The sequence below is a fragment of the Burkholderia sp. BCC1644 genome (genome assembly GCF_902833225.1).
In the GTDB taxonomy this organism is placed as follows: domain Bacteria; phylum Pseudomonadota; class Gammaproteobacteria; order Burkholderiales; family Burkholderiaceae; genus Burkholderia.
The window spans coordinates 285,344-312,341 of the sequence record NZ_CADFEI010000005.1 but is presented as its reverse complement, the minus strand read 5'-3'; the positions used below and the strand labels follow the sequence as shown (position 1 = coordinate 312,341).

The window sequence follows — 26,998 nt, the reverse complement described above, 5'->3', positions numbered from 1 at the left end:
AACGTTCATGATTGCGCGCCGTGCCAGCCGCCGCCGAGCGCGCGCACGAGCCCGACGGATGCCTGCAGGCGTCGCGCATCGGCATCGAGCGACGCGATCTGCGTATCGAGTTCGGTCGTCTGCGCCGTGACCACGTCGAGATAGCTGACCGCGCCGTCGCGATAGCGCGACATCGAGAGTGCGAGCGACCGCTGCGCCGCGACGAGCGCCGCGTCGTCCTGGTCCGACTCGTCGCCGAGGCGGTGCAGCAGCGCGAGGTCGTCCTCGACCTCGCGGAATGCCTGCAGCACGACGGCGCGATAGCGCGCACCCTGTTCGGCGAACTGCGCACGTGACTTGCGTACGCCGGCGGCACGCAGGCCGCCGTCGAACAGCGTCATCGCGAGGCGCGGCCCGATCGACCAGATCTCGTTCGGCGCGGCGAGCCACGGCGAAAACGTATCGCTCTGGAAGCCGGCGTCGAGGCCGAGCGACAGGTCGGGGAAATAGGCCGCGCGGGCGACGCCGATCCGTGCGTTCGCAGCCGCGACGCGACGTTCGGCGGCGGCGACGTCCGGCCGGCGTTCGAGCAGCGTCGACGCGAGCCCGGTCGGAATCGACGGCACGCCCGGCAGTGCCGCGACGGGTGGCAGCGTGAACGTCGATGCGGATGCGCCGACGAGCGCGGCGATCGCATGTTCGTCGAGGGCGCGGCGCGCGGCGATGTCGGATGCGCGCGCCTGGGCGAGCGAGAGTTGCGTTTGCGCACGCGACACGTCGAGCCCGGACGCGAGGCCGCCGCGATGACGGCTGACCGTCAGTTGCCACGCGCGGCGGTACGTGTCGATCGTTTGCGCGAGCGTGTCCGCTTCACGGTCGAGACCCGCGAGATCGAAGTAGGTGGCGGCCAGGCCGGCTTGCAGGCTGAGCCGGACCGAGGCGAGATCGTCGTCGGCCGCCTGCGCATCGTCGCGGCCGGCCGCGACCGTGTTGCGGATCTTGCCCCACAGATCGACCTCGTAGCCGATGCCGCCTTCGAGCGTGTTCGACTCGTAGACGTCGGGCTGGCCGCTGCCGCGCAGCGGCCGGCGCGCCGACTGCCGGTCGCGGTCGGGTTCGGCATCGATGCCGATGGTCGGCAGCAATGCCGCGTGCGCTTCGTCGAACAGCGCGGCGGCTTCGTCGTGCCGCGCGACGGCGACCGCGAGGTCGGGATTCGCCCGTGAGACGAGCGGTTCGAGCCGGTCGAGTGTTGGGTCGCCATACACGCGCCACCAGCCGTCGCGAGGGAGTCGGTCGGCCGGCGCGGCATCGACCCACGGGCCCGTTTCGCGAAACGCGGCCGGCACCGCGACATCCGGCGCGCGATAGGTCGGCGCCAGCGAACAGCCGGCAAGCAGCGCGACGCTGCCCAGCCATGCAGCAAGCAGTCGGTCAGCCATGCGCACGCTCCGTCGTCGCGGCGCCGGCGACGCGCACGGGGTCGCCGTCCGCAAGCGAATCGGGCGGATTGTCGATCACGCGATCGCCGGCCGCGAGCCCCGACGCGATCTCGACGCGCGTGCCGAGATCGGTCGCGATCGATATGTTGCGCAACCTGGCATGCCCGTTCGCGTCGAGCACCGCAACCTGCAATCCGTCGTGGCGGAAGATCAGCGTGCTGGCAGGAATCGTCAGCGCATGCGCGGCGCCGGGCATCGCGATCCGCACCTGTGCGTATTCGCCGGGAAACAGTGTGCCGGCCGGGTTGGCGATCGAAAACTGCGCGAGCAGCGTGCCGGATGCCGGATCGATCGACTGCGCGGAATCCGCGAGCGTCGCGTCGAACGTCGTGCCGGGGCGCTCCGGCACGGTCAGCGCGACCTGCATGCCCGCGCGGATCGCGGCCGCGTCGTCCTGCGGAACGTGGACGTACAGCCGCAGCCGCCGCGCATCCGACACGGTGAAGAGTTCGGCGCCGTTGCCGCTGCCCGCGTCGATCAGCGCGCCGACGTCGGTCTTGCGGGCCGTCACGACGCCGTCGAACGGCGCGGTGAGCCGCTTGAACGATTCGAGCGCTTCGAGCCGCCGCACGTTGGCTGTGCTTGCCGCGACGGCCGCGCGTTTCGCGTCGAGGTCGCTGCGTTTCTCGTCGGCCTCCTGCCGGGAGACGGAATCCTGCGCAAGCATCTCGGCCCAGCGTGCGGCCGAGACGGCGGCGAGCCGCTCGTTCGCGCTCGCGCTTTGCAGATCGGCGCGAGCCTGCTGCAACTGCTGGTCGAGATCGGGCGTGTCGATCGACGCAAGCAGCTGGCCGGCTTTCACATGCGCGCCGATGTCCGCGTACCACGCATGCAGGTAACCCGGTACGCGTGCATGGATCGGTGCGTCGACATACGCGTCGAGACGGCCCGGCAGCACGAGTGCGTCGGCTGCGGCCGGCTGCGGCGCGACCGTTGCGACGGTCGGGATCGCCTGCTGCGCGGTCCACGCGGCGACCGCGTGCGCGTCGTGCAGGCGGGCGAAGACGCCTGCGGCCGCGACGGCGAGCGCAGCGACGGCGCCTGCGATCGCGAGCGGCTTCAGGTAGCGCGGCGTGCCGGGGGGACGGACTTCGAATTCAGTGGACATGCTGTTCTCCCGGAGTGACGGAAAGGGATTCGGAGCGCGGCGCGCGATCGCGCCGATGGACGAGACTGAACACGACAGGCACGAACACCAGCGTCGCGACGGTCGCGCACAGCAGGCCGCCGATGACCGCGCGGCCGAGCGGGGCGTTCTGTTCGCCGCCGTCGCCGAGACCGAGCGCCATCGGCGCCATGCCGATGATCATCGCGAGCGCGGTCATCATCACGGGCCGAAAGCGGGTGAAGCCGGCCTCGAGCGCGGCGACGGCCGCGTCGGCGGTGTGCGCGAGCCGTTCGCGCGCGAAGGTGACGACGAGGATGCTGTTCGCGGTCGCGACGCCCATGCACAGGATCGCGCCCGTCAACGCGGGTACCGACAGCGGCGTGCGTGTGACGAACAGCATCCAGACGATGCCGGCGAGCGCCGCGGGCAGCCCGCTCACGATCACGAACGCGTCGCGCCACGAATGAAAGTTCATGACGATCAGCAGGTAGATCAGCAGCACCGCGCCGGCGAGGCCGGCGAGCAGCCCGCCGAATGCGCCGTTCATCGTCTGCACCTGGCCGCGCACGGTCACGCGCGATCCCTTCGGCAGGTCGGAGGCGCTCGCGCGCAGCACGCGCTCGATGTCGGCGCTGACCGCGCCGAGATCGCGATCCTGCGTCGTCGCGAAGATGTCGTACAGCGGCGCGATGTCGTAGTGCGACACGACCGCGTCGGTCTGCCCGCGCACGATCGTCGCGAGGCCGCCGAGCAGTTGCGGGGCGCCCGTGCGGCCCGTGACGGGCAATGCGCGCAGGTCCGACAGCGATGTCATCCGGTACTGCGGCGTCTGCGCGACGATCGGATAGGACACGCCGTTGTGCGGATCGAGCCAGTAGGTCGGCGACACCTGGCTCGTGCCGGACAGGCTGGCGACCACCGCGTTGGTGACGTCCTGCTCGGTGATGCCGAGCTGCGCGGCGCGCGCACGGTCGACCGACACCGTGAACTGCGGATAGGTCGACGCCTGCTGCACGCGCGCATCGGCGACGCCCGGCACCGTGCGGATGCGCCGCAACAGCCCGGTCGCGTAGGCACGGTTGGCCGCACGGTCGGGGCCTGTCACCTGCACGTCGATCGGCGCCGGCGCGCCGAAGTTGAGGATCTGGCTCACGATGTCGGCGGGCAGGAACGAGAAAGTCACGCCAGGAAAGGCACGCGGCAGCGCGGTACGCAGCTGCTTCACGTAGCTGGCGGTCGGCGCGTGGTCGCCGGTGAGCGACACGAGGATGTCGCCGTCCTGCGGGCCGATCGTGCCGCTATTGCTGTACGTGAGGTTGATCCCGCTGTTCGGCAGTCCCATGTTGTCGACGATGCTCGCGATCGAGCGCGGTGGCACGACGCCGCGCACCGCGCGCTCGACGCGGTCGAACAGCGCGGCCGTTTCCTCGATGCGCGTGCCGATCGGCGCGCGCACGTGGATCGCGATCTCGCCCGAGTCGACCGACGGGAAGAAATTGCGGCCGAGACCCGGCACCAGCACGAACGACACGGCGATCGCCGCGAGGAACAACACGACGAAGCGGACGCGGTCGGCAAGCGCGAGCCCGAGCACGACACGATAGCCGGCGCGCAGCGCGGCGAAGCGGCGCTCGAAACCCTGCTGGAACGCGACCAGCGGATTGCGTGCGCGCGGCGGCGCGAACGGCGCACCGTGCGGCGCGAGCACGGCCGCCGGATGCGCGGCATGCGGTTTCAGCAGGTAGCGGGCCATCATCGGCACGAACGTGCGGGACAGCACGAACGACGCGATCATCGCGAAGATCACGGCTTCGGCCATCGGCACGAACAGGAAGCGCGCGACGCCGTCGAGCAGCAGCATCGGCACGAACACGATGCAGATGCACAGCAGCGACACGAAGGCCGGCGCGACGATCTGCGACGCGCCGTCGAGGATCGCGCTGCGCACCTCCTTGCCCTGTTCCAGATGCCAGTTGACGTTCTCGATCGTGACGGTCGCGTCGTCGACCAGAATGCCGACCGCGAGCGCGAGCCCGCCGAGCGTCATCACGTTGAGCGTCTCGCCCGCGGCGGCGAGCGCGGCGATCGCCGCCAGCACCGCGAGCGGGATCGACGCGGCGATGATCAACGTCGAGCGCCAGCTGCCGAGGAACAGCAGGATCATCGCGGAGGTGAGCGCGGCGGCGATCAGGCCTTCGCGCGCGACGCCGCTCACGGCGCCCTTGACGAACACCGACTGGTCGCCCATCACGACGAGCCGGAGCGACGGCGGCAGCGTCGCCTCGATGCGCGGCAACTGCGCCTTGACGCCCGCGATGATGTCGAGCGTCGACGCCGAGCCGCTTTTCAGCACGCTCATCAGTACCGCGCGGCGGCCGTCGACACGGACGATGTTGCCCTGCGGCGGAAAGCCGTCGCGCACGTGCGCGACGTCCCGCATGAAGATCACCGCGCCGTTCACGGTCCGGATCGGCAGCGCGTTGAGCTGGTCGATGGTCAGCGGGCTGTCGTTGAGCCGGATGTTGTATTCGAAGCCGCCGATCTTCTGCGTGCCGGCCGGGATGATCTGGTTCTGCTGCGCGAGCGCGGTCGCGACGTCCTGCGCGGACAGCCCCTTGGCCTGCAGCGCCTGCGGGTCGAGGTCGATCTGCACCTGGCGCACCTTGCCGCCATAAGGCGACGGAATCGCGACGCCCGCGACGGACAGCAGCTGCGGCCGGATCACATTGGTCGCGTAGTCGCCGAGCTGCTGCTCGTTCAGCGTGTCGCTCGTCAGCGCGAGCTGCAGCACGGGTACCGTCGATGCGTTGTAGTTGAGGATCTGCGGCGGCGTCGTGCCGGGCGGCATCTGCTTGAGCACCGTCTGCGAGATCGACGTGACCTGCGCGGTTGCGGTGCGGATGTCGACGCTCGGCTGGAAGAAGATCTTGACGATCCCGAAGCTGCGGAACGACTGCGACTCGATGTGCGCGACGTCGTTGACCGTCGTGCCGAGCGTGCGCTCGTAATACGTGACGACGCGCCCCGACATGTCGGCGGGCTGCAGGCCGGCGTAGTTCCATACGACGCTGATGACGGGAATCCGGATGTCGGGAAAGATGTCGGTCGGCGTGCGCAGCGCCGCGAGCGGCCCCGCGATCAGGATCAGCAGCGCGAGGACGATGAACGTGTAGGGGCGCGCGAGCGCGAGTCGGACGAGTTTCAGCATCGGCGAGGTCTCCGCCGGCGCGGGGCGCCGGCCAGTCAGCGAAGTGCCGAAGCGTGGCGGGAGCCCGGTTCGGCTCGCGCAGTGTGCGTGGCGCCGCTTAACGCGAGGCGCGAGGCAGGATGAAAGATGTTTTAGGAACGGGTCGTGAGGGGCAGGGCAGGCGTCGATTGTTACAAGACGTTAGCGCGGGCTTCCGGTTGCGATGCCGCGCATCAGTTCTTACAAACTTGAAATATGCGGAGACGGTGCTTGCCGTTATAGTCGAATCACACATCAAACAACCCCCAAAGAGGAATCCATGAAGACCTTGCGTATTGCCTCGCTCTTGACCGGTATGACGGCCTTGCTCGTGTCGGGCGCAGCAATGGCGGGAGTCAATGTCGGGATCAATCTCGGCGTTCCGGCACCGGTCTACGTCGCGCCCGCACCCGTGTATGCGCCGCCTCCGCCGCCGGTCGTCTATCAGCCTGCGCCGGTCTACGCGCCGGCACCCGTCTACGCACCGGCGCCGGCCATCATCATCGGCTGGCACGGCGACCGCTACTGGGACGGCCGTCGCTACTGGGGCCGTGACGAGTGGTACCGCCGCCATGGTCGCGGCTGGGGCGGCGATCGCGGTCACGGCCATTGGGACAACGGCCGCCACAACGGCTGGCGTTGATCGACAGGGTGCGCACGCGTGATGCGTGCGCAACGTTCGCTGATGAAGAAACCGCCCGCGTGGCGGTTTTCTTTTAGCCCGGCGGATTGAATGGGTAGAATCGTCCCACGTTACTACCCTCATTCGACCGACAGGGCCTCTATGACGAAGGGTTCGCCCCGGGCCGCCGCCTCACGGGCCTGCTTCGGCGCGCAGCGTGCCGTACAGGCCGCCGGCCGCTTTGCCGCGGCGTTTGTGCTGTACGCGACGCTGGCCGCGCCGGCCGCCCACGCGGTCTATGCGATCGCGCAGTACGGCGAGCCGAAATATCCGGCGGGTTTCAAGCATTTCGACTACGTCAACCCCGATGCGCCGAAGGGCGGCACGCTCGTGCTCGCGAACCCGAACCGGCTGACGTCGTTCGACAAGTTCAATCCGTTCACGATGCGCGGCAACCCGGCGCCGGGCATCGACAATCTGTTCGAGAGCCTCGCGACGGGGAGTTCGGACGAACCGGCATCCGCTTACGGGCTGCTGGCCGACGACATCGACGTCGCGCCCGATCGCCGTTCGGTCACGTTCCACCTGAATCCGCGCGCGCGCTTTTCCAATGGCGACCCGGTCACGGCCGACGACGTCAAGTTCTCGTTCGATACGCTGAAGAGCAAGCAGGCGGCGCCGCAGTTCGGCGCGTATTTCGCGGAGATCGTGAAGGCCGTGGTGGTCGATCCGGCCACCGTACGCTTCGAGTTCCGCAGCGCGAATCGCGAGCTGCCGCTGATCGCCGGCGGCGTGCCCGTGTTCTCGCGCAAGTGGGGATTGCGCGCGGACGGCTCGCGCATCCCGTTCGACCAGCTCGCGTTCGAGCAGCCTATCGGCAGCGGCCCGTACCTGATCGAGCACTACGACAACGGCCGCACGATCACGTACCGGCGCAACCCCGCGTACTGGGGCGCCGACCTGCCGGTGCGGGTCGGCACCAACAACTTCGCGCGGATCGTCTACAAGCTGTACGGCGACGGCGTCGCGCGGCTCGAGGCGTTCAAGGCCGGCGAATACGACGTGCTCGTCGAGTACATCGCGCGCAACTGGACCCGGCGCGACGTCGGCAAGCGTTTCGACAGCGGCGAGCTCGTCAAGCGCGAATTCCGCCAGCATAACGGCGCCGGCATGCAGGGCTTCTTCATGAACCTGCGCCGGCCGCTGTTTCGCGACGTGCGCGTGCGCCAGGCGCTCGACCTCGCGTTCGACTTCGAATGGCTGAACCGCCAGCTGTTCTACAGCGCGTACACGCGCCTCGACAGCTATTTCGCCGACACCGATCTGCAGGCGACCGGTACGCCGGGCGAGGGCGAACTGAAGCTGCTCGAGCCGCTGCGCGCGCAGCTCGATCCGGCCGTGTTCGGCCCGATGGTCACGCAGCCGGACACGAACCCGCCGGGCTCGCTGCGCGCGAACCTGCTGAAGGCGCGCACATTGCTCGCGCAAGCTGGCTGGACCTATCGCGACGGCGCGCTGCGCAACGCGAAGGGCGAGCCGTTCACGTTCGAGATCCTCGACGATTCGGGCGCCGCGATGGAAGGTGTCGTGACGGCGTACCAGCGCAATCTCGCGAAGCTCGGCATCGACGCGCGCTTTCGCACGGCCGATTTCGCGCTGCTGCAGAAGCGCCTCGATGCGTTCGACTACGACATGACGACGATCCGCTTGCCGGGCGTGCAGGTGCCGGGCGCCGAGCAGTACTCGCGTTACGCGAGCAAGTTCGCCGACGAGCCGGGTTCCGACAACTTCATCGGGTTGAAGTCGCCGGCGGTCGACGCCTTGCTGCACGCGCTCGGCACCGCGCAGACGCGCGAGGACCTGCTCGACGCGACGCACGCGCTCGACCGTGTGCTGATGCATGGCTACTACGCGGTGCCGCAGTGGTACAGCACGACGCACCGGATCGCGTACCGGCGCACGCTGGCCTATCCGCAGACGCTGCCGCTGTACTATTCGGCCGAGGGCTGGGTCGTGTCGACCTGGTGGGCGAAGCCCGATCACTGACCCGCGCCGGCCCTTCGTTCAACCCGCCACCGATCACGAGTCGACGCCCTATGTGGAGCTACATCCTCAAACGCCTGCTGCTGATGATCCCGACGCTCATCGGCGTGCTGACCCTCACGTTCGCGGTGATCCAGTTCGTGCCGGGCGGGCCCGTCGAGCAGGCCGTGCAGGAGTTGCGCAAGGGCGCGACGGAGCAGGGCGCGGTGCCGTTCGGGATGCGCGCGCACACCGGCGTCGACGCGCAGCAGCTCGCGCAGCTCAAGGCGCTGTACGGCTTCGACAAGCCGCCGCTCGAACGCTACTGGCTGATGCTGAAGCGCTTTGCGCGCTTCGATCTCGGCGACAGCTATTTCCGCCACCAGAGCGTGTGGTCGCTGGTCGTGCAGAAGCTGCCGGTGTCGATCAGCATCGGGCTGTGGACGTTTTTCCTCACGTACCTGATCTCGGTACCGCTCGGCATCGCGAAGGCCGTGCGCAACGGTTCGCCGTTCGACATCGCGACGAGCCTCGTCGTGCTCGTCGGCTATGCGATCCCGGGTTTCGTGCTCGGCGTGCTGTTGCTCGTGCTGTTCGGCGGTGGCTCGTTCTGGCAGCTTTTCCCGCTGCGCGGCCTCACGTCGGACAACTTCGCGCAGCTGTCGCTCGTCGGCAAGGTGCTCGACTACCTGTGGCACATCGCGCTGCCGATCACGGCGTCGGTCGTCGGCAGCTTCGCGGTCGTCACGATGCTCACGAAGAATGCGTTCCTCGACCAGATCCGCCGGCAATACGTGCTGACCGCGCGCGCGAAGGGGCTCTCCGAGCGCAGCGTGCTGTGGAAGCACGTGTTCCGCAATGCGATGCTGCCGCTGATCGTCGGCTTCCCGGCCGCGTTCATCGGCGCGTTCTTCACGGGCAGCCTGCTGATCGAGACGCTGTTCTCGCTCGACGGCCTCGGGCTGCTGTCGTACGAGTCGGTCGTGCGGCGCGACTATCCGGTCGTGCTCGGCACGCTGTACCTGTTCACGCTGATCGGGCTCGCGACCAAGCTGATCTCCGATCTCTGCTATGTGTGGGTCGATCCGCGCATTCAATTCGACAACCTGGAGCGCTGACATGAAACGATCCATCCGCCTGCCCGGCGCCGTGGGGCGAGGAGCGCGATGAACCGGGCCGTCGCATCTTCCCGCATCGATGCCGCCCGTGCGCGCGTGTCGCCGTCACCCGCGCGCCGCGTGTGGCGACGCTTCAGGCAGCAGCGCCTCGGCTACTGGAGCTTCGTGATCTTCGTCGTCGCGTTCGCCGCGAGCCTCGCGGCGCCGCTGTGGTCGAACGACAAGCCGCTCGTCGTGCGCTACGACGGCCAGACCTATTTCCCGATGTTCCATGCGTATCCGGAAACGACCTTTGGCGGCGATTTCCCGACGCCGGCCGACTATCTCGATCCGTATGTGCGCAAGCGGCTCGAGGCGCCCGGCAACTTCGTCGTCTATCCGCCGAACCACTATTACTACGACACGCTGAACTACTTCTCGAACGTGCCGAACCCGGCGCCGCCGTCGCGCGAGAACTGGCTCGGCACCGACGCGCAGGGGCGCGACCTGCTCGCGCGGCTCGTGTACGGGTTTCGCATCTCGGTCGAGTTCGGGCTGATCCTGACCGTGATCGGCACGCTGCTCGGGATCGCCGCGGGTGCCGTACAGGGCTTCTTCGGCGGGCGCATCGACATCGTCGGGCAGCGGCTGATCGAGATCTGGAGCTCGCTGCCCGAGCTGTACCTGCTGATCATCTTCGCGTCGATCTTCGAGCCGAGCTTCCTGTTGCTGATCGTGCTGCTGTCGCTGTTCGGCTGGATCGGGCTCGCCGACTACGTGCGCGCGGAATTCCTGCGCAACCGCACGCAGGACTACGTGCGCGCGGCACGCGCGATGGGCCTCACGAACTGGCAGATCATCTGGCGCCACGTGCTGCCGAACAGTCTCACGCCGGTGATCACGTTCCTGCCGTTCCGGATGAGCGGCTCGATCCTCGCGCTCACGAGCCTCGATTTCCTCGGGCTCGGCGTGCCGCCGCCGACGCCGAGCCTCGGCGAGTTGCTCGCGCAGGGCAAGGGCAACCTCGACGCATGGTGGATCTCGCTGTCGACGTTCGGCGTGCTGGTCGCGACGCTGCTGCTGCTGACCTTCATGGGCGACGCGCTGCGCAACGCGCTCGACACGCGGATCGCCGATTCGGTGCGCGCAGCGGGAGGCCAGCGATGAGCGAGCCGACCGTATCGACGCAGCACGAACCGCTGCTGTCGCTCGAGCATCTGCACGTGCGCTTCGGCGACACGGTCGCGGTGGACGACGTGACGCTCGCAATCGGGCGCGGCGAGCGCGTCGCGCTCGTCGGCGAGTCGGGTTCCGGCAAGAGCGTGACCGCGCTGTCGATCCTGCGGTTGCTGCGCGACGCCGAAGTCAGTGGCGCGATCCGCTTCGCGGGGCAGGACCTTTCGGCCAAGAGCGAGCGCGAGATGCGCGGGCTGCGCGGCTCGGACATCGCGATGATCTTCCAGGAGCCGATGACGGCGCTCAACCCGCTGTATACGATCGGCGTGCAGATCGGCGAGACGATCGTGCTGCACGACGGCGTGTCGGCCGTCGAGGCGCGCAAGCGCGCGATCGCGTTGCTCGCGCGCACGGGCATCGCGGAGCCGGACAAGCGGGTCGACAGTTACCCGCACCAGCTGTCGGGCGGCCAGCGGCAGCGCGCGATGATCGCGATGGCGCTGGCGTGCCGGCCGCGGCTGCTGCTCGCCGACGAACCGACCACCGCGCTCGACGTGACGATCCGCGCGCAGATCGTCGACCTGCTGCTGGAGCTGCAGCGCGAGGAGGCGGAAAAGCGCGGGATGGCGATCCTGCTGATCACGCACGACCTGAATCTCGTCAGACATTTCGCCGAACGCATCGCCGTGATGGAGCGCGGCCGGCTCGTCGAGAGCGGGCCGGTCGAGCGGATCTTCGCGGAACCCGAACATCCGTATACGCAGCGGCTGCTGAACAGCCGGCCGCAGCGCGCGGTCATGCCGGTGATGCCGATCGCACCCGTCGTGCTCGATGCGCGCCACGTGAGCGTGCAGTTCGCGCGCAAGCGGCCGGGCATCGCGGGCTGGTTCGGCACGGTGCCGGTGACGGCCGTCGCGGACGTGTCGGTGTCGGTGCGGCAGGGCGAGACGCTCGGCATCGTCGGCGAATCGGGGTCGGGGAAGTCGACGCTCGCGATGGCGCTGCTCGGGCTGCAGAAGACGGCCGGCGGCGAGATCGAATTCCAGGGGCGCGCGCTGTCGACCTATCGCGGCCGCGAGCAGACCGCGTTGCGCTCGAACATGCAGGTGGTCTTTCAGGATCCATTCAGTTCGCTTTCGCCGCGTCATACGATCGAGCGGATCGTCGGCGAGGGGCTCGAGCTGCATCGCCCGGACATGACGGCCGACGCGCGCCGCACGAAGTCGCTCGCGGTGCTGCGCGAAGTGGGCCTCGACCGCACGGTGCTGCACCGTTATCCGCACGAATTCTCGGGCGGGCAGCGCCAGCGGATCGCAATCGCGCGGGCGCTGGTGCTGGAGCCGCGCATCCTGATCCTCGACGAGCCGACGTCGGCGCTCGACGTGTCGATCCAGCAGCAGGTGCTGAAACTGCTCGCGAATTTGCAACAGAAATACAACCTCGGCTATGTGTTCATCAGCCACGACCTGGAGGTGATCGGCGCGATGGCGCACCGCGTCGCGGTCATGCAGGACGGCGCCGTCGTCGAGTCGGGGGAGGTGTCCGACATCTTCACGAGACCGACACATCCTTACACACAAAAGCTGTTGAAAGCGGTCTGGAAAGCGTGATAGACGTCCAATGGTCTGACCATCTCGATTGTATTTATTAATTTGTTTTGACAAACGATTACGCGCTGGCTAGTATCGACCGAAATTTTCCGCCAATCAGCTGATTTTTAAGCACATTCCATCGACCAATGCAGCATCGATCCCTGACCCAGGCATGCGCGCGCACCATCGCCGGGCTGTTCATCGGCGCCCTGTTCGCAGCAGCACCCGGCGCGTTCGCCGACGAAGTCAGCAGTTTTAACCAGAATGTCACCAATTCGACTCAGATCGGGTCGGGTTCCTCCCCCCAGCAGACCAGCGCGCAGCCGTCGAGCGGCGGCGCGAAGTCGTTCCTCGCCGGCATGGCCGGCAAGGCGGGCGACGTGGTCGTCGGCGCGCTGAACATGATCGGCGTGCGTTATCGCTGGGGCGGCAACTCGCCGGATTCGGGTCTCGACTGCAGCGGCTTCGTCCGCTACGTGTTCCAGGACACGCTCGGCATGTCGCTGCCGCGTCGCGCGGAAGAGATGAGCCGGGTCGGCGAGAAGGTGAGCATGAGCAACCTCAAGCCGGGCGACCTCGTGTTCTTCAACACGATGCGCCGTACGTTCTCGCACGTCGGCATCTACATCGGCGACAACAAGTTCGTGCACTCGCCGTCGACGGGCAGCACCGTTCGCGTCGACGATCTCGACAGCGGCTACTGGGAAAAGCGGTTCACCGGCGCGCGCCGGCTCGAATCGGAATTCCCGATGAAACCCGAGGACCTCCGTCAGCGCGTGCGCGCGACGATCGGCGACGATTCGGCGAACGGCAACAACTGACGTTCGCGGTCGGTCAGACCGAAAAAACCCTGTCACCGAAAGGCGGCAGGGTTTTTTGTTTTGGGGGCGGCGCGGGTGACGGCGTGGCTATCGCACGGCAGGCCGCAGCGGGGCGGCGACCTCGGCCGCCTTCCGCGCTGACGGGCGCGATTACGCCGCAGTCACGCCGCGCGCGGCCGCGAGCTTGCGCTGCAGTTCCGGCATGATGCGCGCGACCGCTTCCTCGCCCGCGAGGATCGCCGCATTGCGCTGGTTGAAGTCGCTGCCGCCCATCGCCGCGAGGTTCGGGCGGATCACGACGTCGGCGTACTTGTCGAGCTCGTAGGTCTTGATCGTCTGGCCCATGATCGTGAAGGTCTGCAGCAGCATCTCGATCGGGTTGTTGGTCGCCGCGCCATCCGGCCGGGCCGAGATGTCGACCGCGATCACGAAGCTCGCGCCCATCTTGCGCGCATACGACGCGGGCACCGGGCTCACGAGGCCGCCGTCGACATATTCGCGATTACCGATCTTCACCGGTTCGAACACCGACGGCACGCTGCACGACGCGCGAACCGCGAGGCCCGTGTTGCCCTGCTGGAACAGGATCGGCTGGCCGCTCTGCAGATCCGTCGCGACGATGCCGAGCGGCTTCGCCATCTTCTCGATCGGCCGGTTGTTCAACGTCTTGTTCAGGAAATTCTGCAGTGCGACGCCTTGCAGGAGGCCGCGCGAGCGGAACGGCAGCGCCCAGTCGCTGATTGCCGCCTGGTCCATGTCGAGCGCGATCTTGTTGATCTGCAGCGCGCTCATGCCCGACGCGTAGAGCGCGCCGACCACCGAGCCGGCGCTCGTGCCGGCGACGATCTCGACCGGGATGCCGCGCGCCTCGAGCGCTTTCAGCACGCCAATGTGCGAGAAGCCGCGCGCGGCGCCGCCGCCGAGCGCGATGCCGATCTTCACGGGCTTCTCTTGCGACGGCGCGGTGCCGGACGTGTTGCCGGGGCGGGACTTGTCGCCGAACGACGTGCAGGCGGCGAGGCTGGCGGACGCGGCGGCGATCGTGAAGTGGCGGCGCGACAGGCGAGGGGACGACATCGAATGGTTCTCCGGCGGCTTGGCGGCGGGTCACACGGCCCGCTGCGGCGATAGGTTCCGAGCGGCCGCGCGGCGGGTTCCGTGCGGCCGGCGCCGTGCCGGCTGGCGGCCGCGGCGCGCACATCATAAAGCACGCGGCGCGCTTGGCGCGATGTGCGGCGCGAGTATAATTCCGGCTTCTTTCCCGTTCCGGGCGTCGCCGGCTCCGTTGCTGTCCAGGCTGCCGCCGTCGCCCGCGTCGAATCATTCATGCGCCCCAGGCGTTCGAGTTACCGTTTATGACCCGTCCTGTCCGTACCCGCTTCGCGCCGAGTCCCACCGGCTTCATTCACCTCGGCAACATCCGCTCCGCACTCTATCCGTGGGCGTTCGCCCGCAAGATGGAAGGCACGTTCGTGCTGCGCATCGAGGATACCGACGTCGAGCGTTCGTCGCAGGAAGCGGTCGATGCGATCCTCGAAGGGATGCAATGGCTCGGCCTGGATTTCGACGAAGGCCCGATCTACCAGATGCAGCGGATGGACCGCTATCGCGACGTGCTCGCGCAGATGCTCGAGAAGGGCCTCGCGTACCCGTGCTACATGTCGGCCGAGGAGCTCGACGCGCTGCGCGAACGCCAGCGCGAGGCCGGCCTTAAGCCGCGCTATGACGGCACGTGGCGTCCGGAGCCCGGCAAGGTGCTGCCGGAGCCGCCGGCCGGCGTGAAACCCGTGCTGCGCTTCCGCAATCCGCTGACGGGCACGGTCGTGTGGGAAGACGCGGTGAAGGGGCGTGTCGAGATCTCGAACGAGGAGCTCGACGACCTCGTGATCGCGCGCCCGGACGGCACGCCGATCTACAACTTCTGCGTGGTGGTGGACGACATGGACATGGGCATCACGCACGTGATCCGCGGCGACGATCACGTGAACAACACGCCGCGCCAGATCAACATCCTGAATGCCCTCGGCGGCGAGGCGCCCGTCTATGCGCACCTGCCGACCGTGCTGAACGAGCAGGGCGAGAAGATGAGCAAGCGGCATGGCGCGATGAGCGTGATGGCGTACCGCGACGCGGGTTTCCTGCCCGAAGCGGTCGTCAACTATCTCGCGCGCCTCGGCTGGTCGCACGGCGACGCCGAGATCTTCTCGCGCGAGCAGTTCGTCGAATGGTTCGATCTCGAGCATCTCGGCAAGTCGCCCGCGCAGTACGACCACAGCAAGCTGAGCTGGCTGAACGCGCACTACATCAAGGAAGCCGACAACGCACGCCTCGCCGAACTCGCGAAGCCGTTCCTCGACGCGCTCGGCATCGACGACGCGGCGCTCGCGACGGGCCCGGCGCTCGATGCGGTGGTCGGCCTGATGAAGGATCGCGCGACGACGGTGAAGGAGATCGCGGAAGGTGCGGCGATGTTCTACCGTGTGCCGGCACCGGAAGCCGACGCAATCGCGCAGCACGTGACCGATGCGGTGCGGCCGGCGCTGGCCGATCTCGCCGCTGCGCTGAAGGCGGCCGACTGGACGAAGGAGGCGGTGTCCGCCGCGCTGAAGGCGACGCTCGCCACGCACAAGCTGAAGATGCCGCAGCTCGCGATGCCGGTGCGTCTGCTGGTGGCGGGCACCACGCATACGCCGTCGATCGACGCGGTGCTCGTGCTGTTCGGGCGTGACGTCGTGGTGTCGCGCATCGAGGGCGCGCTCGCCTGAGATTCGCGCGTCAGTGAAGCTGTCTGCGCGTGAGCGCGCGGCAGCTTCGCAAAATATTTCGCGCGAATCGCAAAAAGGGTATTTACAAGATCAAAGTAGGTCCATATAATCTCATTTCTGTTCTGCAAGGGGGTATAGCTCAGCTGGGAGAGCGCTTGCATGGCATGCAAGAGGTCAGCGGTTCGATCCCGCTTACCTCCACCAACAGAACAAGCTGGATTGATTTGCGAAGCAGCGGTAGTAATAAATGCTTCACAAAATGATTCAAAGCAGTTAGAATTTCGGCCTTCGCTGTTGACCAGAAGTGAATAGCGAAAGTCAGACAGGTCTGAAAAGATCATGTCCCCTTCGTCTAGAGGCCTAGGACATCACCCTTTCACGGTGAGTACAGGGGTTCGAATCCCCTAGGGGACGCCAGATTCAGCGGCGTTTCGTAGAAGTGTCGCGACGCAGGCAGGACCGAGACGATGTCCTGCAGGTGGTAGAAAAAAAAGCTGGAGCGGTAGTTCAGTTGGTTAGAATACCGGCCTGTCACGCCGGGGGTCGCGGGTTCGAGCCCCGTCCGCTCCGCCAGAACGAAGCTCGTTCAAAGAACGTTTTTTGAACGGGCTTTATCGTTAAAGATGTAAGCAGTACGTTGTCCCCTTCGTCTAGAGGCCTAGGACATCACCCTTTCACGGTGAGTACAGGGGTTCGAATCCCCTAGGGGACGCCAGATTTCGGCGTCGTTCGAACAAACGATGCGCCGGCAGGAAGTAACCGACGCCTGCCAGGCAAGCAGCAAGACTGGAGCGGTAGTTCAGTCGGTTAGAATACCGGCCTGTCACGCCGGGGGTCGCGGGTTCGAGTCCCGTCCGCTCCGCCAAAAAATGAAAAAGCCCGCCTTGTGCGGGCTTTTTCATTGGTGTCGTCGATCGCGCCCGCCCCACATCCTCGCACCCGCATCACGCGCCTCACCGCTACGAGAAATTCGCGATTGCATCCCCACGCGACTGCGCTATCGTGGCGGGATGCATTCTTGACCCCTGCGTGATGCTCGATCCGACCGACCTGCGACTCCTGTATCAGCTCCGGCCCGCGGAGCCCGGTGATTTCCCGTTCGCCGAAGCGCTGACGCACGGCAACATGGGCGGCTACTACAAGCGCCATGGGCTCGTGTGGCGCAGCGACCTGTTCTACGCGAGCTGGCGCGAATCCGAAAACTTCATCCTCGAGGCAGACGGCGAGCGCATCGGCGTGTTGCGCGTGACCGAGGAAGGCGATTCGCTGCACATCCGCGACGTGCAGATCGCGGCCGGCCATCGCGGGCAGGGCGCCGGCACCTACATGCTCGACATGTCCCACCGCTGGGCGCGTGCGCGCGGGCTGCACGAATTGCAGCTGCGTGTATTCGTCGACAATCCCGCCGCGCGTCTTTACCAGCGCATGGGCTACCGGGTCGCCGGGCCGCGGCTCGCGCAACTCGGCTCGATCCGTCACATGGTGCGGCCGGTCTGACGGGCTGACGATCCGCCGCGCGCGATCAGCGAGCGGCGTCGATCGCGTTGTCGTCAGGCGTTTCGTCTTCCGCGAGGCCGCCTTCGGCGCCGCGATGCTCGTAGCCGCGCAGCATGAACGCGCGCGGGCTTTGACCGAAGGCACGGCGGAACATCGCCGAGAACGCGCTCTGGCTCTGGTAGCCGAGTTCGCGTGCGATATGCGACAGCGGGCGCCCCTGGTTCAGCAGCGGGATCGCGCGCGCCAGCAGCGCCTGTTGACGCCACTGCGAAAAACTCACGCCCAGTTCCTGCTTGAAGAGCCGCGAAATCGTGCGCGTGCTCGCGCCGACTTCGCTCGCCCAGTGTTCGAGCGACTCCGCATGCGCCGGGTGCGCGAGCACCGATTCGCACAGCATGCGCAGCCGCTTCTCGTCGGGCATCGGCACCGCGAGCGGCAACGGTTCGGCGTGACTCAGCTCGTCGAGCACGAGCCCGCACAGCAGGCGCTCGCGTGCGGCGCTCAGGTCGCGTGCGTCGAGCGCGACGATCAGTTCGCGCAGCAGTCCCGTCACTTCGACGACGCGGCACGCGTCGAGCCCGTCCGGCACGATCGACTCGTCGATATACAGCGTGCGCAAATACGCCTCTTCGACGATCACGACCTCGTGCGTCACGTGCGGCGGCACCCAGATCGCGCGGGACGGCGGCACCATCCACGTCGTGCCGGTCGTCGCGACGCGCAGCACGCCGCGCGACGCGTACGCGAGCTGCGCCCACGCATGCGTGTGCAGCGGGATGCGGCGGCCGGCATCGACCTGCCGTGCGCGCACGCGCATCGGATGGACCGCGGTCGGCGCGAATTCGGGCGGGATGTCGATGACGTCGTACGGGTTCGATGCGTCGGCTTGGACGGGCGGATTCATGGACGGTTCGGGCAGCGCGGCGGCGATGCCGTTATTTTAGAAGGCGCAGCGCGTGCGCATGCGGCGGTTTTTCGGGCGATCATGCCGTGTTCAAATGAACTTTGTATGGGCGCCGGCGATTCCCGGGCGGCGGCCCGCGGGCGCGGGCGCCGGCGGGTTCGAACCATCGGGCCGGTAGCGTGGTCTATCGATGCAGGCGCATTTTCATGTGAATCGCGCGCGAACACGGCAATCACGAATCGAAGAGGAGAACCACGATGCGTTACGTATTCGTCTACGGCACCTTGCGAGCCGGACAGGCCAACGACATCGGCCATGCGGCCGCACGGCAAGGCATCGCGGCGCCGACGCTGCTGGGCGCGGCCGCGCTGCCGGGCGAGCTGTACGATTTCGGCACGTATCCGGGGATGATCGCCGGGCCGGCGACCGGCAAGTCGCTGGTCTGGGGCGACGTCTACGAGGTCGACGAGCAGCTCGTCCCCGTGCTCGACGAGATCGAGCGCGTCTATCCGGGCGTCGACTCGCTGTTCAAGCCGGAAGAGGTGACCGTCGAGCTCGGTGGCCGGCAATACGCGTGCCTGTATTATCCGATCGCCGCACATGCGGTAGCCGGGCGTCCGCGCATCGCGTCGGGCGACTGGGTTCAGCACCGGCGCGAGCAGGAAGTCGCCTGAGCATGCCGGCGGCAGCCGGCTTCGCTGAAAAGGAAAAAAGCGCCCCGCGGGGCGCTTTTTTCATGCGGTCGTCGCATGCGACGGGCGGCGGCGCGCGAGGCGGCCGCCCGTCGCTGCGTGCGGCGTCGTCAGATTTCCTCGTACAGCGGCAGCGTCAGGAATTCGGTGAAGCCTTCCGACGTCGACATCTGTTCGAAGATGGCCGCGGCGCGCTCGTACGGCTGCGTGTTGCCGCCGACGGAACGCTTCACGTTGTCGAGCTCGGCCTTCGTATACTCGCGAACGAGTTCCGCCGTAACCTTGCGGCCGTCGTCGAGCACACCCTTCGGCGAGCGGATCCACTGCCACACCTGCGAGCGGGAGATCTCGGCCGTGGCCGCGTCTTCCATCAGGTTGTGGATCGGCACGCAGCCGTTGCCGTCGAGCCACGCACCGAGGTAGTGGATGCCGACGTTGATGTTGTTGCGCAGGCCCGCTTCGGTAATCGGCGCTTCCGGCTGGAAGTCGAGCAGGTTCTTGCCTTCGACCTGCACGTCGTCGCGCTGCTTCGCGATCTGGTTCGGCTTGTCGCCGAGCACCTTGACGAACTCTTCCATCGCGATCGGCACGAGGCCCGGGTGCGCGACCCAGCCGCCGTCGTAGCCGTCGGTCGCGTCACGGGCCTTGTCCGAGCGCACGCCGCCCATCGCCTTTTCGTTCGCTTCCGGATCGTTCTTGATCGGGATCAGCGCGGCCATCCCGCCGATCGCCGGCGCGTTGCGCTTGTGGCAGGTCTTCAGCAGCAGCAGCGCGTACGCGCGCATGAACGGCACCGTCATCGTGATCTTCGAACGGTCGGCGAGACAGAAGTCGCGGTCGTTCTTGAACTTCTTGATCGCCGAGAAGATGTAGTCCCAGCGGCCGGCGTTCAGGCCCGAGCTGTGTTCGCGCAGCTCATACAGGATCTCGTCCATCTCGAACGCGGCAAGGATCGTCTCGATCAGCACCGTCGCGCGAATCGTGCCGCGCGGCACGCCGACCGCTTCCTGCGCCGCGACGAAGATGTCGTTCCACAGGCGCGCCTCGAGATGGCTTTCCATCTTCGGCAGGTAGAAGTACGGGCCCGAACCGCGCGCGATCAGCTCCTTCGCGTTGTGGAACAGGAACAGCGCGAAATCGAAGATGCCGCCGGACACGCGCTGGCCGTCGACCGTCACGTGCTTCTCGTCGAGGTGCCAGCCGCGCGGACGCACGATCAGCGTGGCGACCTTGTCGTTCAACTTGTACGACTTGCCGTTCTGCTCGAGCGAGATCGTGCGGCGCACCGCGTCCTTCAGGTTGATCTGGCCGTCGATCTGGTTCGTCCAGCTCGGTGCATTCGAATCCTCGAAGTCCGTCATGTACGAATCGGCGCCCGAGTTCAGCGCGTTGATGATCATCTTGCGCTCGACGGGGCCCGTGATCTCGACACGGCGGCATTGCAGGTCGGCCGGCAGCGACGCGACCTTCCAGTCGCCTTCGCGGATCGACTTCGTCTCGGCCAGGAAGTCGGGGCGCTCGCCCGCGTCGAGGCGCTTCGTGCGCTCGACACGCGCCTGCAGCAGCGACTGGCGGCGCGGTTCGAACGTGCGGTGCAGCGCCGCGACGAGTTGCAGTGCTTCGGGCGTCAGGATCGCTTCGTAACCCGGCTTGATTTCGCCGGTGATCGTCATGCCTTGCGGCAGCGTGATCGGGGTGCTCATGAGTCTCATCTCCTTGGTCGGTCAGTTGCGGTTTCGGTGAAGGGGGAAGGCGGCAGCGCTGCGAACGTCATGCACCCGGGCTGGGGCGCGTGCGGTTTGCGGGCTTGCCGGACGGAGCCGGGGTGGCGAGGAATGCGAGCAGGTCGGCCATGCCGGTGCCCGTGCCGTCGGGCGGCGCGCCGAGTTCCTCGGCGGGCGCGCCCGTGCGGTTGAGCCAGAACGTCGTGTAGCCGAACCAGACGGCGCCGGCGACGTCCCAGGCGTTCGACGACACGAACACGATGCTGCGCGGGTTCGACCCGAACGCGGCGGTGCCGAGTGCGTAGGCGGCCGGACTCGGCTTGTACGCACGCACGGTGTCGGCCGACAGCACGCGATCGAACAGCCCGGACATGCCGGCGCTCTTGATCGCGATGTCGAGCATCTGCGGGGTGCCGTTCGACAGGATTCCGAGCGGCGGGCGCGGTTCGAGCGCGCGCAGCTTGCGCAGCGCGGGCACGGTGTCGGGATAGGTGGACAGGCACGCGTATTCGTCCATCAGCCGCTTCTCGGCCGCGCTGTTCAGCGCGAGCCCGAGCCGGCGCGCGGCGAACCGCAGCGCGTCGAGCGTGATGTCCCGGAACGGGCGATAGCGCGCACCGGCCGGATCGGCGAGCGTGCGCAACTGCGAGTATTCGATTTGCTTGCGCCGCCACAGCTGCGACAACCGTTCCCCGTGTCCGGGAAACATTTGCTCCGCCGCGGCCAGGACCGCGCGCACGTCGAACAACGTGCCGAATGCGTCGAAGAGGATTGCGTCGGGAGAGGAGAGTGTCGTTGTGGCCGACATAGCCTTGCGCTCCAGTTTCAGAGGTCGGATCGATTCTATTCGTGATCGTATGGTCTAAAAAAGACGCTATTCATCACTTGATCTTTTACTTTCATATACCTAATCTTGACGGCTTAAGCGATTTGAAGGGCGGCCGTGCCGTCCTTGCGACTCATGGACCGGTTCAAACAGATCGAAACGTTCGCCGCGGTCGCGGCGAAAGGCAGCCTGTCGGCGGCCGCGCACGCGGAAGGCGTCGCGCCGGCGATCATCGGCCGCCGCCTCGACGCGCTCGAGGAGCGGCTCGGCGTGAAGCTGCTGGTGCGCACGACGCGCAAGCTCACGCTGACGTTCGAGGGCTCGGCGTTCCTCGAGGATTGCCAGCGGATCATCAACGACATGCAGAACGCGGAGGCGAGCGTGTCCGCCGGCGGCGTCAAGGCGAGCGGCCACCTGCGGATTTCCGCGCCGGCCGGCTTTGGCCGGCGGCACGTCGCGCCGCTCGTGCCCGAATTCAGCGTCGGGCATCCGGACGTGTCGGTCACGCTCGACCTGTCCGACCGGATGGTCGACCTCGTCAACGAGGGGTTCGACTGCGCGGTGCGGCTCGGCGAGTTGCCCGACTCTTCGCTCGTGTCGCTGAAGCTCGGCGAGAATCGCCGCGTGTGCGTTGCGTCGCCCGCGTATCTCGCGCGGCGCGGCACGCCGGTCACGCTCGCGGAACTGGCGCGGCACAACTGCCTCGCGCTCGCTGCGAACGCGAACCAGCAGCGCGGCTGGGCGTTCCAGGAGGACGACAAGGTCGTGTCGATACGCGTAAACGGCACGATGGAATGCTCGGACGGCGCGGTGTTGCACGAGTGGTGCCTCGAAGGCCATGGTCTTGCATGGCGCTCGTGGTGGGAGGTTGGCGACGACATCGCGGCCGGCCGGCTCGTCAGCGTGCTCGACGCGTTCGCCGCGCCGCCGATCGGCATTCACGCGGTGTTTCCGCAGCGCCGGCACCTGCCGCTGCGCGTGCGCCTGTTTCTCGATTACCTGAAGCACACGTACGAGCAGCCCGGCTATTGGGGCGAGTAGGCGGCGCCCGCCCGCGCGTTTCCGATATGAGGACGAACCCGCTGCCGGTGCCGGTCGGGCGATTTCGCGCACTACAATCGTAGGAGGCATCTCCGATGCGTCGCGAACGGTCCGGACGGGATCGCGGCACGCGGCGTGCGATTGACGAAGGAGGGCGCGATGTTCCGGCACATCCTCGTTCCAACCGACGGTTCCGAACTGTCGCAGAAGGCGATCGACGGCGCGATCGACCTGGCACGCGCGGTCAGCGCGCGTGTGACGGCCTATGCGTGCCTGCCGCAGTACCCGTACTCGCCGTTTTCCGAAGTGATCATCGAGCCGCCCGCCGATTTCCGCGCGCGCAGCGAACGCGAGGCGCGCGCGCATCTCGACGAGGTCGAAGCGGCCGCGAGGGCGGCCGGCGTCGTCTGCGACACGTGGACGAGCGTCCATCCGTCGCCGTATCTCGGCATCATCGAGGCGGCCGAACGCGGCGGCTGCGACGTGATCTTCATGGCGTCCCACGGACGCCGCGGGCTCGGCAGCCTGCTGATCGGCAGCGAGACGCAGCGCGTGCTGACCCATACGAAAATTCCGGTGATCGTTTATCGGTAGGGCGGGCTGCTCGGGCAGCGTCGCAAAAAAGGGCGCGCCGGACGAAGCCGGCGCGCATCGTTGCAGGCGGCCCGCAGGCCGCGCGGCCGGTCGCGCGATCAGCATCGCGCGCCTGCCGTCTCCTCCCTGATTGTTGTCCGGTGGCCGGTGCCGCGCCGTGACGAGCCGCGCACCGGCGTGACGCTTGGGCGTGTTACGCGACCTTCTTGCCGTCGAAGAACTGTTCGTCTTCGGTCGAGCCGTGCAGTGCGGTCGTCGACGCTTCGCGCTCGACCGTCTGCGTCACCGCGTCGAAGTAGCCGGTGCCGACTTCGCGCTGGTGCTTGACGGCCGTGAAGCCCTTGTCGGCTGCCGCGAACTCGGCCTGCTGCAGTTCGACGAACGCGCTCATCTGCGTGCGGGCATAGCCGTGCGCGAGGTTGAACATCGAGTAGTTCAGCGCATGGAAGCCGGCCAGCGTGATGAACTGGAACTTGTAGCCCATCGCGCCGAGTTCCTTCTGGAACTTCGCGATCGTCGCGTCGTCGAGGTTCTTCTTCCAGTTGAACGACGGCGAGCAGTTGTACGACAGCAGCTTGCCCGGGAACTGCTTGTGGATCGCTTCCGCGAACTTCTTCGCGTACTCGAGATCCGGCTTGCCCGTTTCGCACCAGATCAGGTCGGCGTACGGCGCATACGCGAGGCCGCGCGAGATCGCCTGCTCGAGGCCCGGCTTCGTGCGGAAGAAGCCTTCCACGGTGCGCTCGCCCGTCAGGAACGGCTTGTCGTTGTCGTCGACGTCGGACGTGATCAGGTCGGCCGCTTCCGCGTCGGTCCGCGCGACCAGCACGGTCGGCGTGCCCATCACGTCAGCCGCGAGACGTGCGGCCGACAGCTTCGCGACGGCTTCGCGCGTCGGCACGAGCACCTTGCCGCCCATGTGGCCGCACTTCTTCACCGACGCGAGCTGATCCTCGAAGTGGACGCCCGATGCGCCGGCCTCGATCATCGCCTTCATCAGTTCGAATGCGTTCAGCACACCGCCGAAACCGGCTTCCGCGTCGGCGACGATCGGCGCGAAGAAGTCGACATAGCCTTCGTCGCCCGGGTTCTTGCCTTCCGACCACTGGATCTGGTCGGCGCGCGTCAGCGTGTTGTTGATGCGCTTCACGACGAGCGGCACCGAGTTCGCCGGGTACAGCGACTGGTCCGGGTACATTTCGCCCGCGACGTTCGCGTCGCCGGCCACTTGCCAGCCGGACAGGTAGATGGCCTTCAGGCCGGCCTTCACCTGCTGCATCGCCTGGTTGCCGGTCAGCGCGCCGAGCGCGTTGACGAACGGCTCGTGGTTGATGAGGCTCCACAGCTTTTCCGCGCCGCGCTTGGCCAGCGTGTGCTCGATCGGGACCGAGCCGCGCAGGCGGACCACGTCCTCAGCCGAATAGCCGCGCTTGATGCCTTTCCAGCGCGGGTCGGTTTCCCATTGCTTTTGCAGTTCCTGTGCCTGTTGCTGACGCGACATGATGAGCTCCTTGATGCGGTGTGTTGCCGAATGTGCCGAATCTGACGGGTGTGATGCCGTTCGCGAAGCGGAGCGCGGGGCATTCCGTTTCGCGAAGTCTTGTATAAGAGTCTAGGCAAATCGGCGGGCACGAAACAGGGGGCTTTTCCGGGGATCGGGTAAATTTTTAAGTGTTTTAAATCAAGTGCTTGTGTTCTTGATTTCGGGATAAGAAACGCATTTTTCCATCCCGCAATCGCACGGGTTGTGCCGTGCAACATGATTTTTTACGACGCAAAAAAATTTTCCGCATCGTGAAATGTGGGGCGGGGCGAAAAAAAACCGGCGCAGGTGCGCCGGTTGGCTGGATGGGTGGGGCCCATCCGTGGGGCGGCGGCGAGGCGCCGCCCGTGCGTGCTTACGACGCGGAGTTGCTGCGACGCGGGCCGCCGCTGCGCTGACCGTCGCGACGCGGGCCGCCGTCACGGCTGCCACCCGGCTTGCCGCTCCAGCCGCCGCCATTGCCGCCGCCGTAGCTGCGGCCGTTACCGTTGCCGTTGCCGCCATAACCGCCGCCCGGCTTGCCGCCGAAACGTCGGCCGCCGCCGTTGCCGCCGCCCGGACGGCCGCGGCCGCCGTTGCCGCCGTTACGCGGGGGCGCCTTGCGCGGCTCGAAACCTTCGACCACGTTGACCGGCAGCGGCGAGCGCACGAAGCGCTCGATGCGCTTGAGCGCGCCTTGCTCGGCGTGGTGCACGAGGCTCACCGCCGTGCCCGAACGGCCTGCACGGCCGGTACGGCCGATACGGTGGACGTAGTCTTCCGCGAACTTCGGCAGGTCGTAGTTGAACACGTGCGTGATGCCCGGGATGTCGATGCCGCGTGCCGCGACGTCGGTGGCCACCAGCACGCGCACGCGGCGCTCGCGCAGCGCACGGATCGTGCGGTTACGCGCGCCTTGCGGCAGGTCGCCGTGCAGCGCCGCCGATTCGAAGCCTGCGTCGGCGAGACGGCCGGCGAGCTGGTCGGCGTCGATCTTGGTTGCCGTGAAGATGATCGCCTGGTCGAGCGCGTCGTCGCGCAGCAGGTGATCGAGCAGGCGATCCTTGTGGTCGCGGTCGTCGACGTAGTGCACGGTCTGCGCGATGTTGGCGCGCGACTCGAGGCGCTGCTGGATCTCGATGCGTTCCGGATCCTTCAGCAGGCGGCCCGTCAGCGAACCGATCTTGCCGTCGAGCGTGGCCGAGAACAGCATCGTCTGGCGCGACTCGGGCGTGGCGGCGACGATCGTTTCGATGTCTTCGATGAAGCCCATGTCCAGCATGCGGTCGGCTTCGTCGAGCACGAGCATCTTCAGTTCGGACAGATCGATACGGCCGCGCTCGAGGTGATCGAGCAGACGGCCCGGCGTGGCGACCAGGATTTCCGGGTTCTTCGCGAGCAGCATCAGCTGCTGGCCGTAGGCGACGCCGCCGAGGATGCTGACCGTGCGCAGGCGCTTCAGGTGCTTGCCGTACGTCGATGCGGCCGTGGTGACCTGCATCGCGAGTTCACGGGTCGGCGTCAGCACGAGCAGGCCCGGGCGCGCGACGGGTTGCGGGCGGCGCGCACGGCGGTCGCCCTGGTTCGGTTCACGCGGCGCGCGCGGCTGCTGCGCCAGCGTCTTCTGGAGCTGCGCGAAACGTTCGATCGCGGGCAGCATGAATGCGGCGGTCTTGCCCGAACCGGTCGGGCTCGACACCAGCAGGTCGCGGCCGGCGATGCCGGCCGGAATCGCGCGCTGCTGGACCGGCGTCGGCTTCACATAGCCGGCGGCCTCCAGCGCGGAGACGATCTCCGGCGACAACCCGAGCGACGCGAAGCTCGGCTCGTCCGACGCCGGTTCGACCGCGGCCGGTACGGCGGCGTCGTCGAGACCGAGCGCCTGGTCGGCGATCGCGTTGAGCGGGCTGGAGTTGATGCTCGAAGTCATAACAATCCTTGAAACACAGTGGGTGAAACGTCGGCGCCAATCGCGCATACCCAAGTCGTCGGATTCAGCGAGCAAATCGGGAAACGGGTGCAATCCGCCGAACCGTCGGCGGATGAGGCATTAGAAGCTGTTTTGGGTGCGGCGCGCTTCAGGAGCGGGGCCGCCAGCCTGATAAGTGACGACCGCGAGGGTCGAAGCAGGAGGGGACAGGTTCTAAACCGGATTGGAGCTTAACGCTACGAGGCGTCTGGCCGGAACGGCATGCGAGCCGAGCGCGGGGGGTGACGCAGGCAGCATTATAAAGAAATTTGCTGCGCTGCGCCACTGATTTGATTGCCTATTGCGGCGGCGGTCGATC

General features: G+C 67.1%; 20 protein-coding genes and 5 tRNA genes. 16 read left to right on the top strand and 9 right to left on the bottom strand.

The features are described 5' to 3' along the window. Window positions 1-5: 5 nt before the first annotated feature. Genes HWX87_RS12405 through HWX87_RS12395 form a run of 3 tightly spaced genes read right to left on the bottom strand, consistent with a single transcriptional unit; the run spans window position 6 to window position 5,797 of the window. Window positions 6-1,421 carry an efflux transporter outer membrane subunit gene (locus tag HWX87_RS12405; RefSeq protein ID WP_176047378.1) on the bottom strand — a complete coding sequence of 472 codons (1,416 nt, stop codon included), beginning with the start codon at window positions 1,419-1,421 and terminating at the stop codon, window positions 6-8. Further along, window positions 1,414-2,589, bottom strand: a complete 1,176-nt coding sequence (locus tag HWX87_RS12400) for an efflux RND transporter periplasmic adaptor subunit (protein WP_176047377.1) — start codon at window positions 2,587-2,589, stop codon at window positions 1,414-1,416. Before HWX87_RS12400 ends, HWX87_RS12405 begins: the two co-directional genes overlap by 8 nt. Next, on the bottom strand, window positions 2,579-5,797 hold the full coding sequence (locus tag HWX87_RS12395) for an efflux RND transporter permease subunit (RefSeq protein WP_176047376.1): 3,219 nt from the start codon (window positions 5,795-5,797) through the stop codon (window positions 2,579-2,581). The genes HWX87_RS12400 and HWX87_RS12395 overlap by 11 nt, the downstream gene beginning before the upstream one ends. Window positions 5,798-6,095: 298 nt before the next feature. Between HWX87_RS12395 and HWX87_RS12390 the strand changes: the two genes are divergently transcribed. From HWX87_RS12390 to HWX87_RS12365, 6 genes are all read left to right on the top strand, one after another. Beyond that, on the top strand, window positions 6,096-6,458 hold the full coding sequence (locus HWX87_RS12390) for a hypothetical protein (protein ID WP_176047375.1): 363 nt from the start codon (window positions 6,096-6,098) through the stop codon (window positions 6,456-6,458). A gap of 141 nt (window positions 6,459-6,599) precedes the next feature. Next, window positions 6,600-8,483 carry an extracellular solute-binding protein gene (locus HWX87_RS12385; protein ID WP_176047374.1) on the top strand — a complete coding sequence of 628 codons (1,884 nt, stop codon included), beginning with the start codon at window positions 6,600-6,602 and terminating at the stop codon, window positions 8,481-8,483. 50 nt (window positions 8,484-8,533) lie between these two features. Beyond that, window positions 8,534-9,577 carry an ABC transporter permease subunit gene (locus HWX87_RS12380; protein WP_176047373.1) on the top strand — a complete coding sequence of 348 codons (1,044 nt, stop codon included), beginning with the start codon at window positions 8,534-8,536 and terminating at the stop codon, window positions 9,575-9,577. 48 nt (window positions 9,578-9,625) lie between these two features. Next, complete coding sequence (locus HWX87_RS12375) at window positions 9,626-10,723, top strand: ABC transporter permease (protein WP_176047372.1); 1,098 nt, start codon at window positions 9,626-9,628, stop codon at window positions 10,721-10,723. Beyond that, a complete protein-coding gene (locus tag HWX87_RS12370) occupies window positions 10,720-12,342 on the top strand; it encodes a dipeptide ABC transporter ATP-binding protein (RefSeq protein ID WP_176047371.1) in 1,623 nt (540 codons plus the stop codon). Before HWX87_RS12375 ends, HWX87_RS12370 begins: the two co-directional genes overlap by 4 nt. 128 nt (window positions 12,343-12,470) lie before the next feature. Then, window positions 12,471-13,145, top strand: coding sequence for a C40 family peptidase (locus HWX87_RS12365; RefSeq protein ID WP_176047370.1), 675 nt, complete (start codon window positions 12,471-12,473; stop codon window positions 13,143-13,145). A 150-nt stretch (window positions 13,146-13,295) separates the two neighbouring features. Here the strand turns inward: HWX87_RS12365 and HWX87_RS12360 are convergent, their stop codons facing one another. Beyond that, window positions 13,296-14,222, bottom strand: a complete 927-nt coding sequence (locus HWX87_RS12360; protein WP_176047369.1) for a patatin-like phospholipase family protein — start codon at window positions 14,220-14,222, stop codon at window positions 13,296-13,298. 278 nt (window positions 14,223-14,500) lie between these two features. On the opposite strand from HWX87_RS12360, the gene gltX reads away from it, so the two are divergent. The 7 genes from gltX to HWX87_RS12325 all read left to right on the top strand — a co-directional run bounded on the left by gltX (window position 14,501) and on the right by HWX87_RS12325 (window position 17,407). Continuing rightward, complete coding sequence (gene gltX / locus HWX87_RS12355; RefSeq protein ID WP_176047368.1) at window positions 14,501-15,910, top strand: glutamate--tRNA ligase; 1,410 nt, start codon at window positions 14,501-14,503, stop codon at window positions 15,908-15,910. A gap of 128 nt (window positions 15,911-16,038) precedes the next feature. Next, window positions 16,039-16,114 (top strand) — tRNA-Ala (locus HWX87_RS12350). 137 nt (window positions 16,115-16,251) lie between these two features. Continuing rightward, a tRNA-Glu gene (locus HWX87_RS12345) sits at window positions 16,252-16,327 on the top strand. A 79-nt stretch (window positions 16,328-16,406) separates the two neighbouring features. Further along, window positions 16,407-16,483, top strand: a tRNA-Asp gene (locus tag HWX87_RS12340). Between the two features lie 66 nt (window positions 16,484-16,549). Further along, window positions 16,550-16,625, top strand: a tRNA-Glu gene (locus HWX87_RS12335). A 73-nt stretch (window positions 16,626-16,698) separates the two neighbouring features. Then, window positions 16,699-16,775, top strand: a tRNA-Asp gene (locus HWX87_RS12330). 167 nt (window positions 16,776-16,942) lie between these two features. After that, entirely contained in the window at window positions 16,943-17,407 is a 465-nt protein-coding gene (locus tag HWX87_RS12325) for a GNAT family N-acetyltransferase (protein WP_176047367.1), read from the top strand. A 25-nt stretch (window positions 17,408-17,432) separates the two neighbouring features. Here the strand turns inward: HWX87_RS12325 and HWX87_RS12320 are convergent, their stop codons facing one another. After that, window positions 17,433-18,311 (bottom strand): helix-turn-helix transcriptional regulator, encoded by an 879-nt coding sequence (locus tag HWX87_RS12320; protein ID WP_176047366.1) that lies wholly within the window; start codon window positions 18,309-18,311, stop codon window positions 17,433-17,435. 257 nt (window positions 18,312-18,568) lie between these two features. On the opposite strand from HWX87_RS12320, the gene HWX87_RS12315 reads away from it, so the two are divergent. Continuing rightward, a complete protein-coding gene (locus tag HWX87_RS12315; RefSeq protein ID WP_176047365.1) occupies window positions 18,569-18,985 on the top strand; it encodes a gamma-glutamylcyclotransferase family protein in 417 nt (138 codons plus the stop codon). Between the two features lie 128 nt (window positions 18,986-19,113). Here the strand turns inward: HWX87_RS12315 and aceB are convergent, their stop codons facing one another. After that, entirely contained in the window at window positions 19,114-20,706 is a 1,593-nt protein-coding gene (gene aceB / locus HWX87_RS12310) for a malate synthase A (protein ID WP_176047364.1), read from the bottom strand. Window positions 20,707-20,773: 67 nt separating this feature from the next. Beyond that, complete coding sequence (locus HWX87_RS12305; RefSeq protein ID WP_175845241.1) at window positions 20,774-21,535, bottom strand: haloacid dehalogenase type II; 762 nt, start codon at window positions 21,533-21,535, stop codon at window positions 20,774-20,776. A gap of 153 nt (window positions 21,536-21,688) precedes the next feature. Here HWX87_RS12305 and HWX87_RS12300 point away from each other — a divergent pair, with 153 nt between their 5' ends. Then, window positions 21,689-22,594 (top strand): LysR family transcriptional regulator, encoded by a 906-nt coding sequence (locus HWX87_RS12300; protein ID WP_176047363.1) that lies wholly within the window; start codon window positions 21,689-21,691, stop codon window positions 22,592-22,594. A gap of 159 nt (window positions 22,595-22,753) precedes the next feature. Continuing rightward, a complete protein-coding gene (locus HWX87_RS12295) occupies window positions 22,754-23,188 on the top strand; it encodes a universal stress protein (protein WP_176047362.1) in 435 nt (144 codons plus the stop codon). Window positions 23,189-23,381: 193 nt separating this feature from the next. Here the strand turns inward: HWX87_RS12295 and aceA are convergent, their stop codons facing one another. Both aceA and HWX87_RS12285 read right to left on the bottom strand, forming a co-directional pair. Beyond that, the gene (gene aceA, locus HWX87_RS12290) at window positions 23,382-24,689 is read right to left on the bottom strand and encodes an isocitrate lyase (RefSeq protein ID WP_176047361.1); all 1,308 of its coding nucleotides are present in this window, start codon (window positions 24,687-24,689) and stop codon (window positions 23,382-23,384) included. Window positions 24,690-25,086: 397 nt separating this feature from the next. Continuing rightward, window positions 25,087-26,640 carry a DEAD/DEAH box helicase gene (locus tag HWX87_RS12285; RefSeq protein ID WP_176047360.1) on the bottom strand — a complete coding sequence of 518 codons (1,554 nt, stop codon included), beginning with the start codon at window positions 26,638-26,640 and terminating at the stop codon, window positions 25,087-25,089. Window positions 26,641-26,998 lie beyond the last annotated feature (358 nt).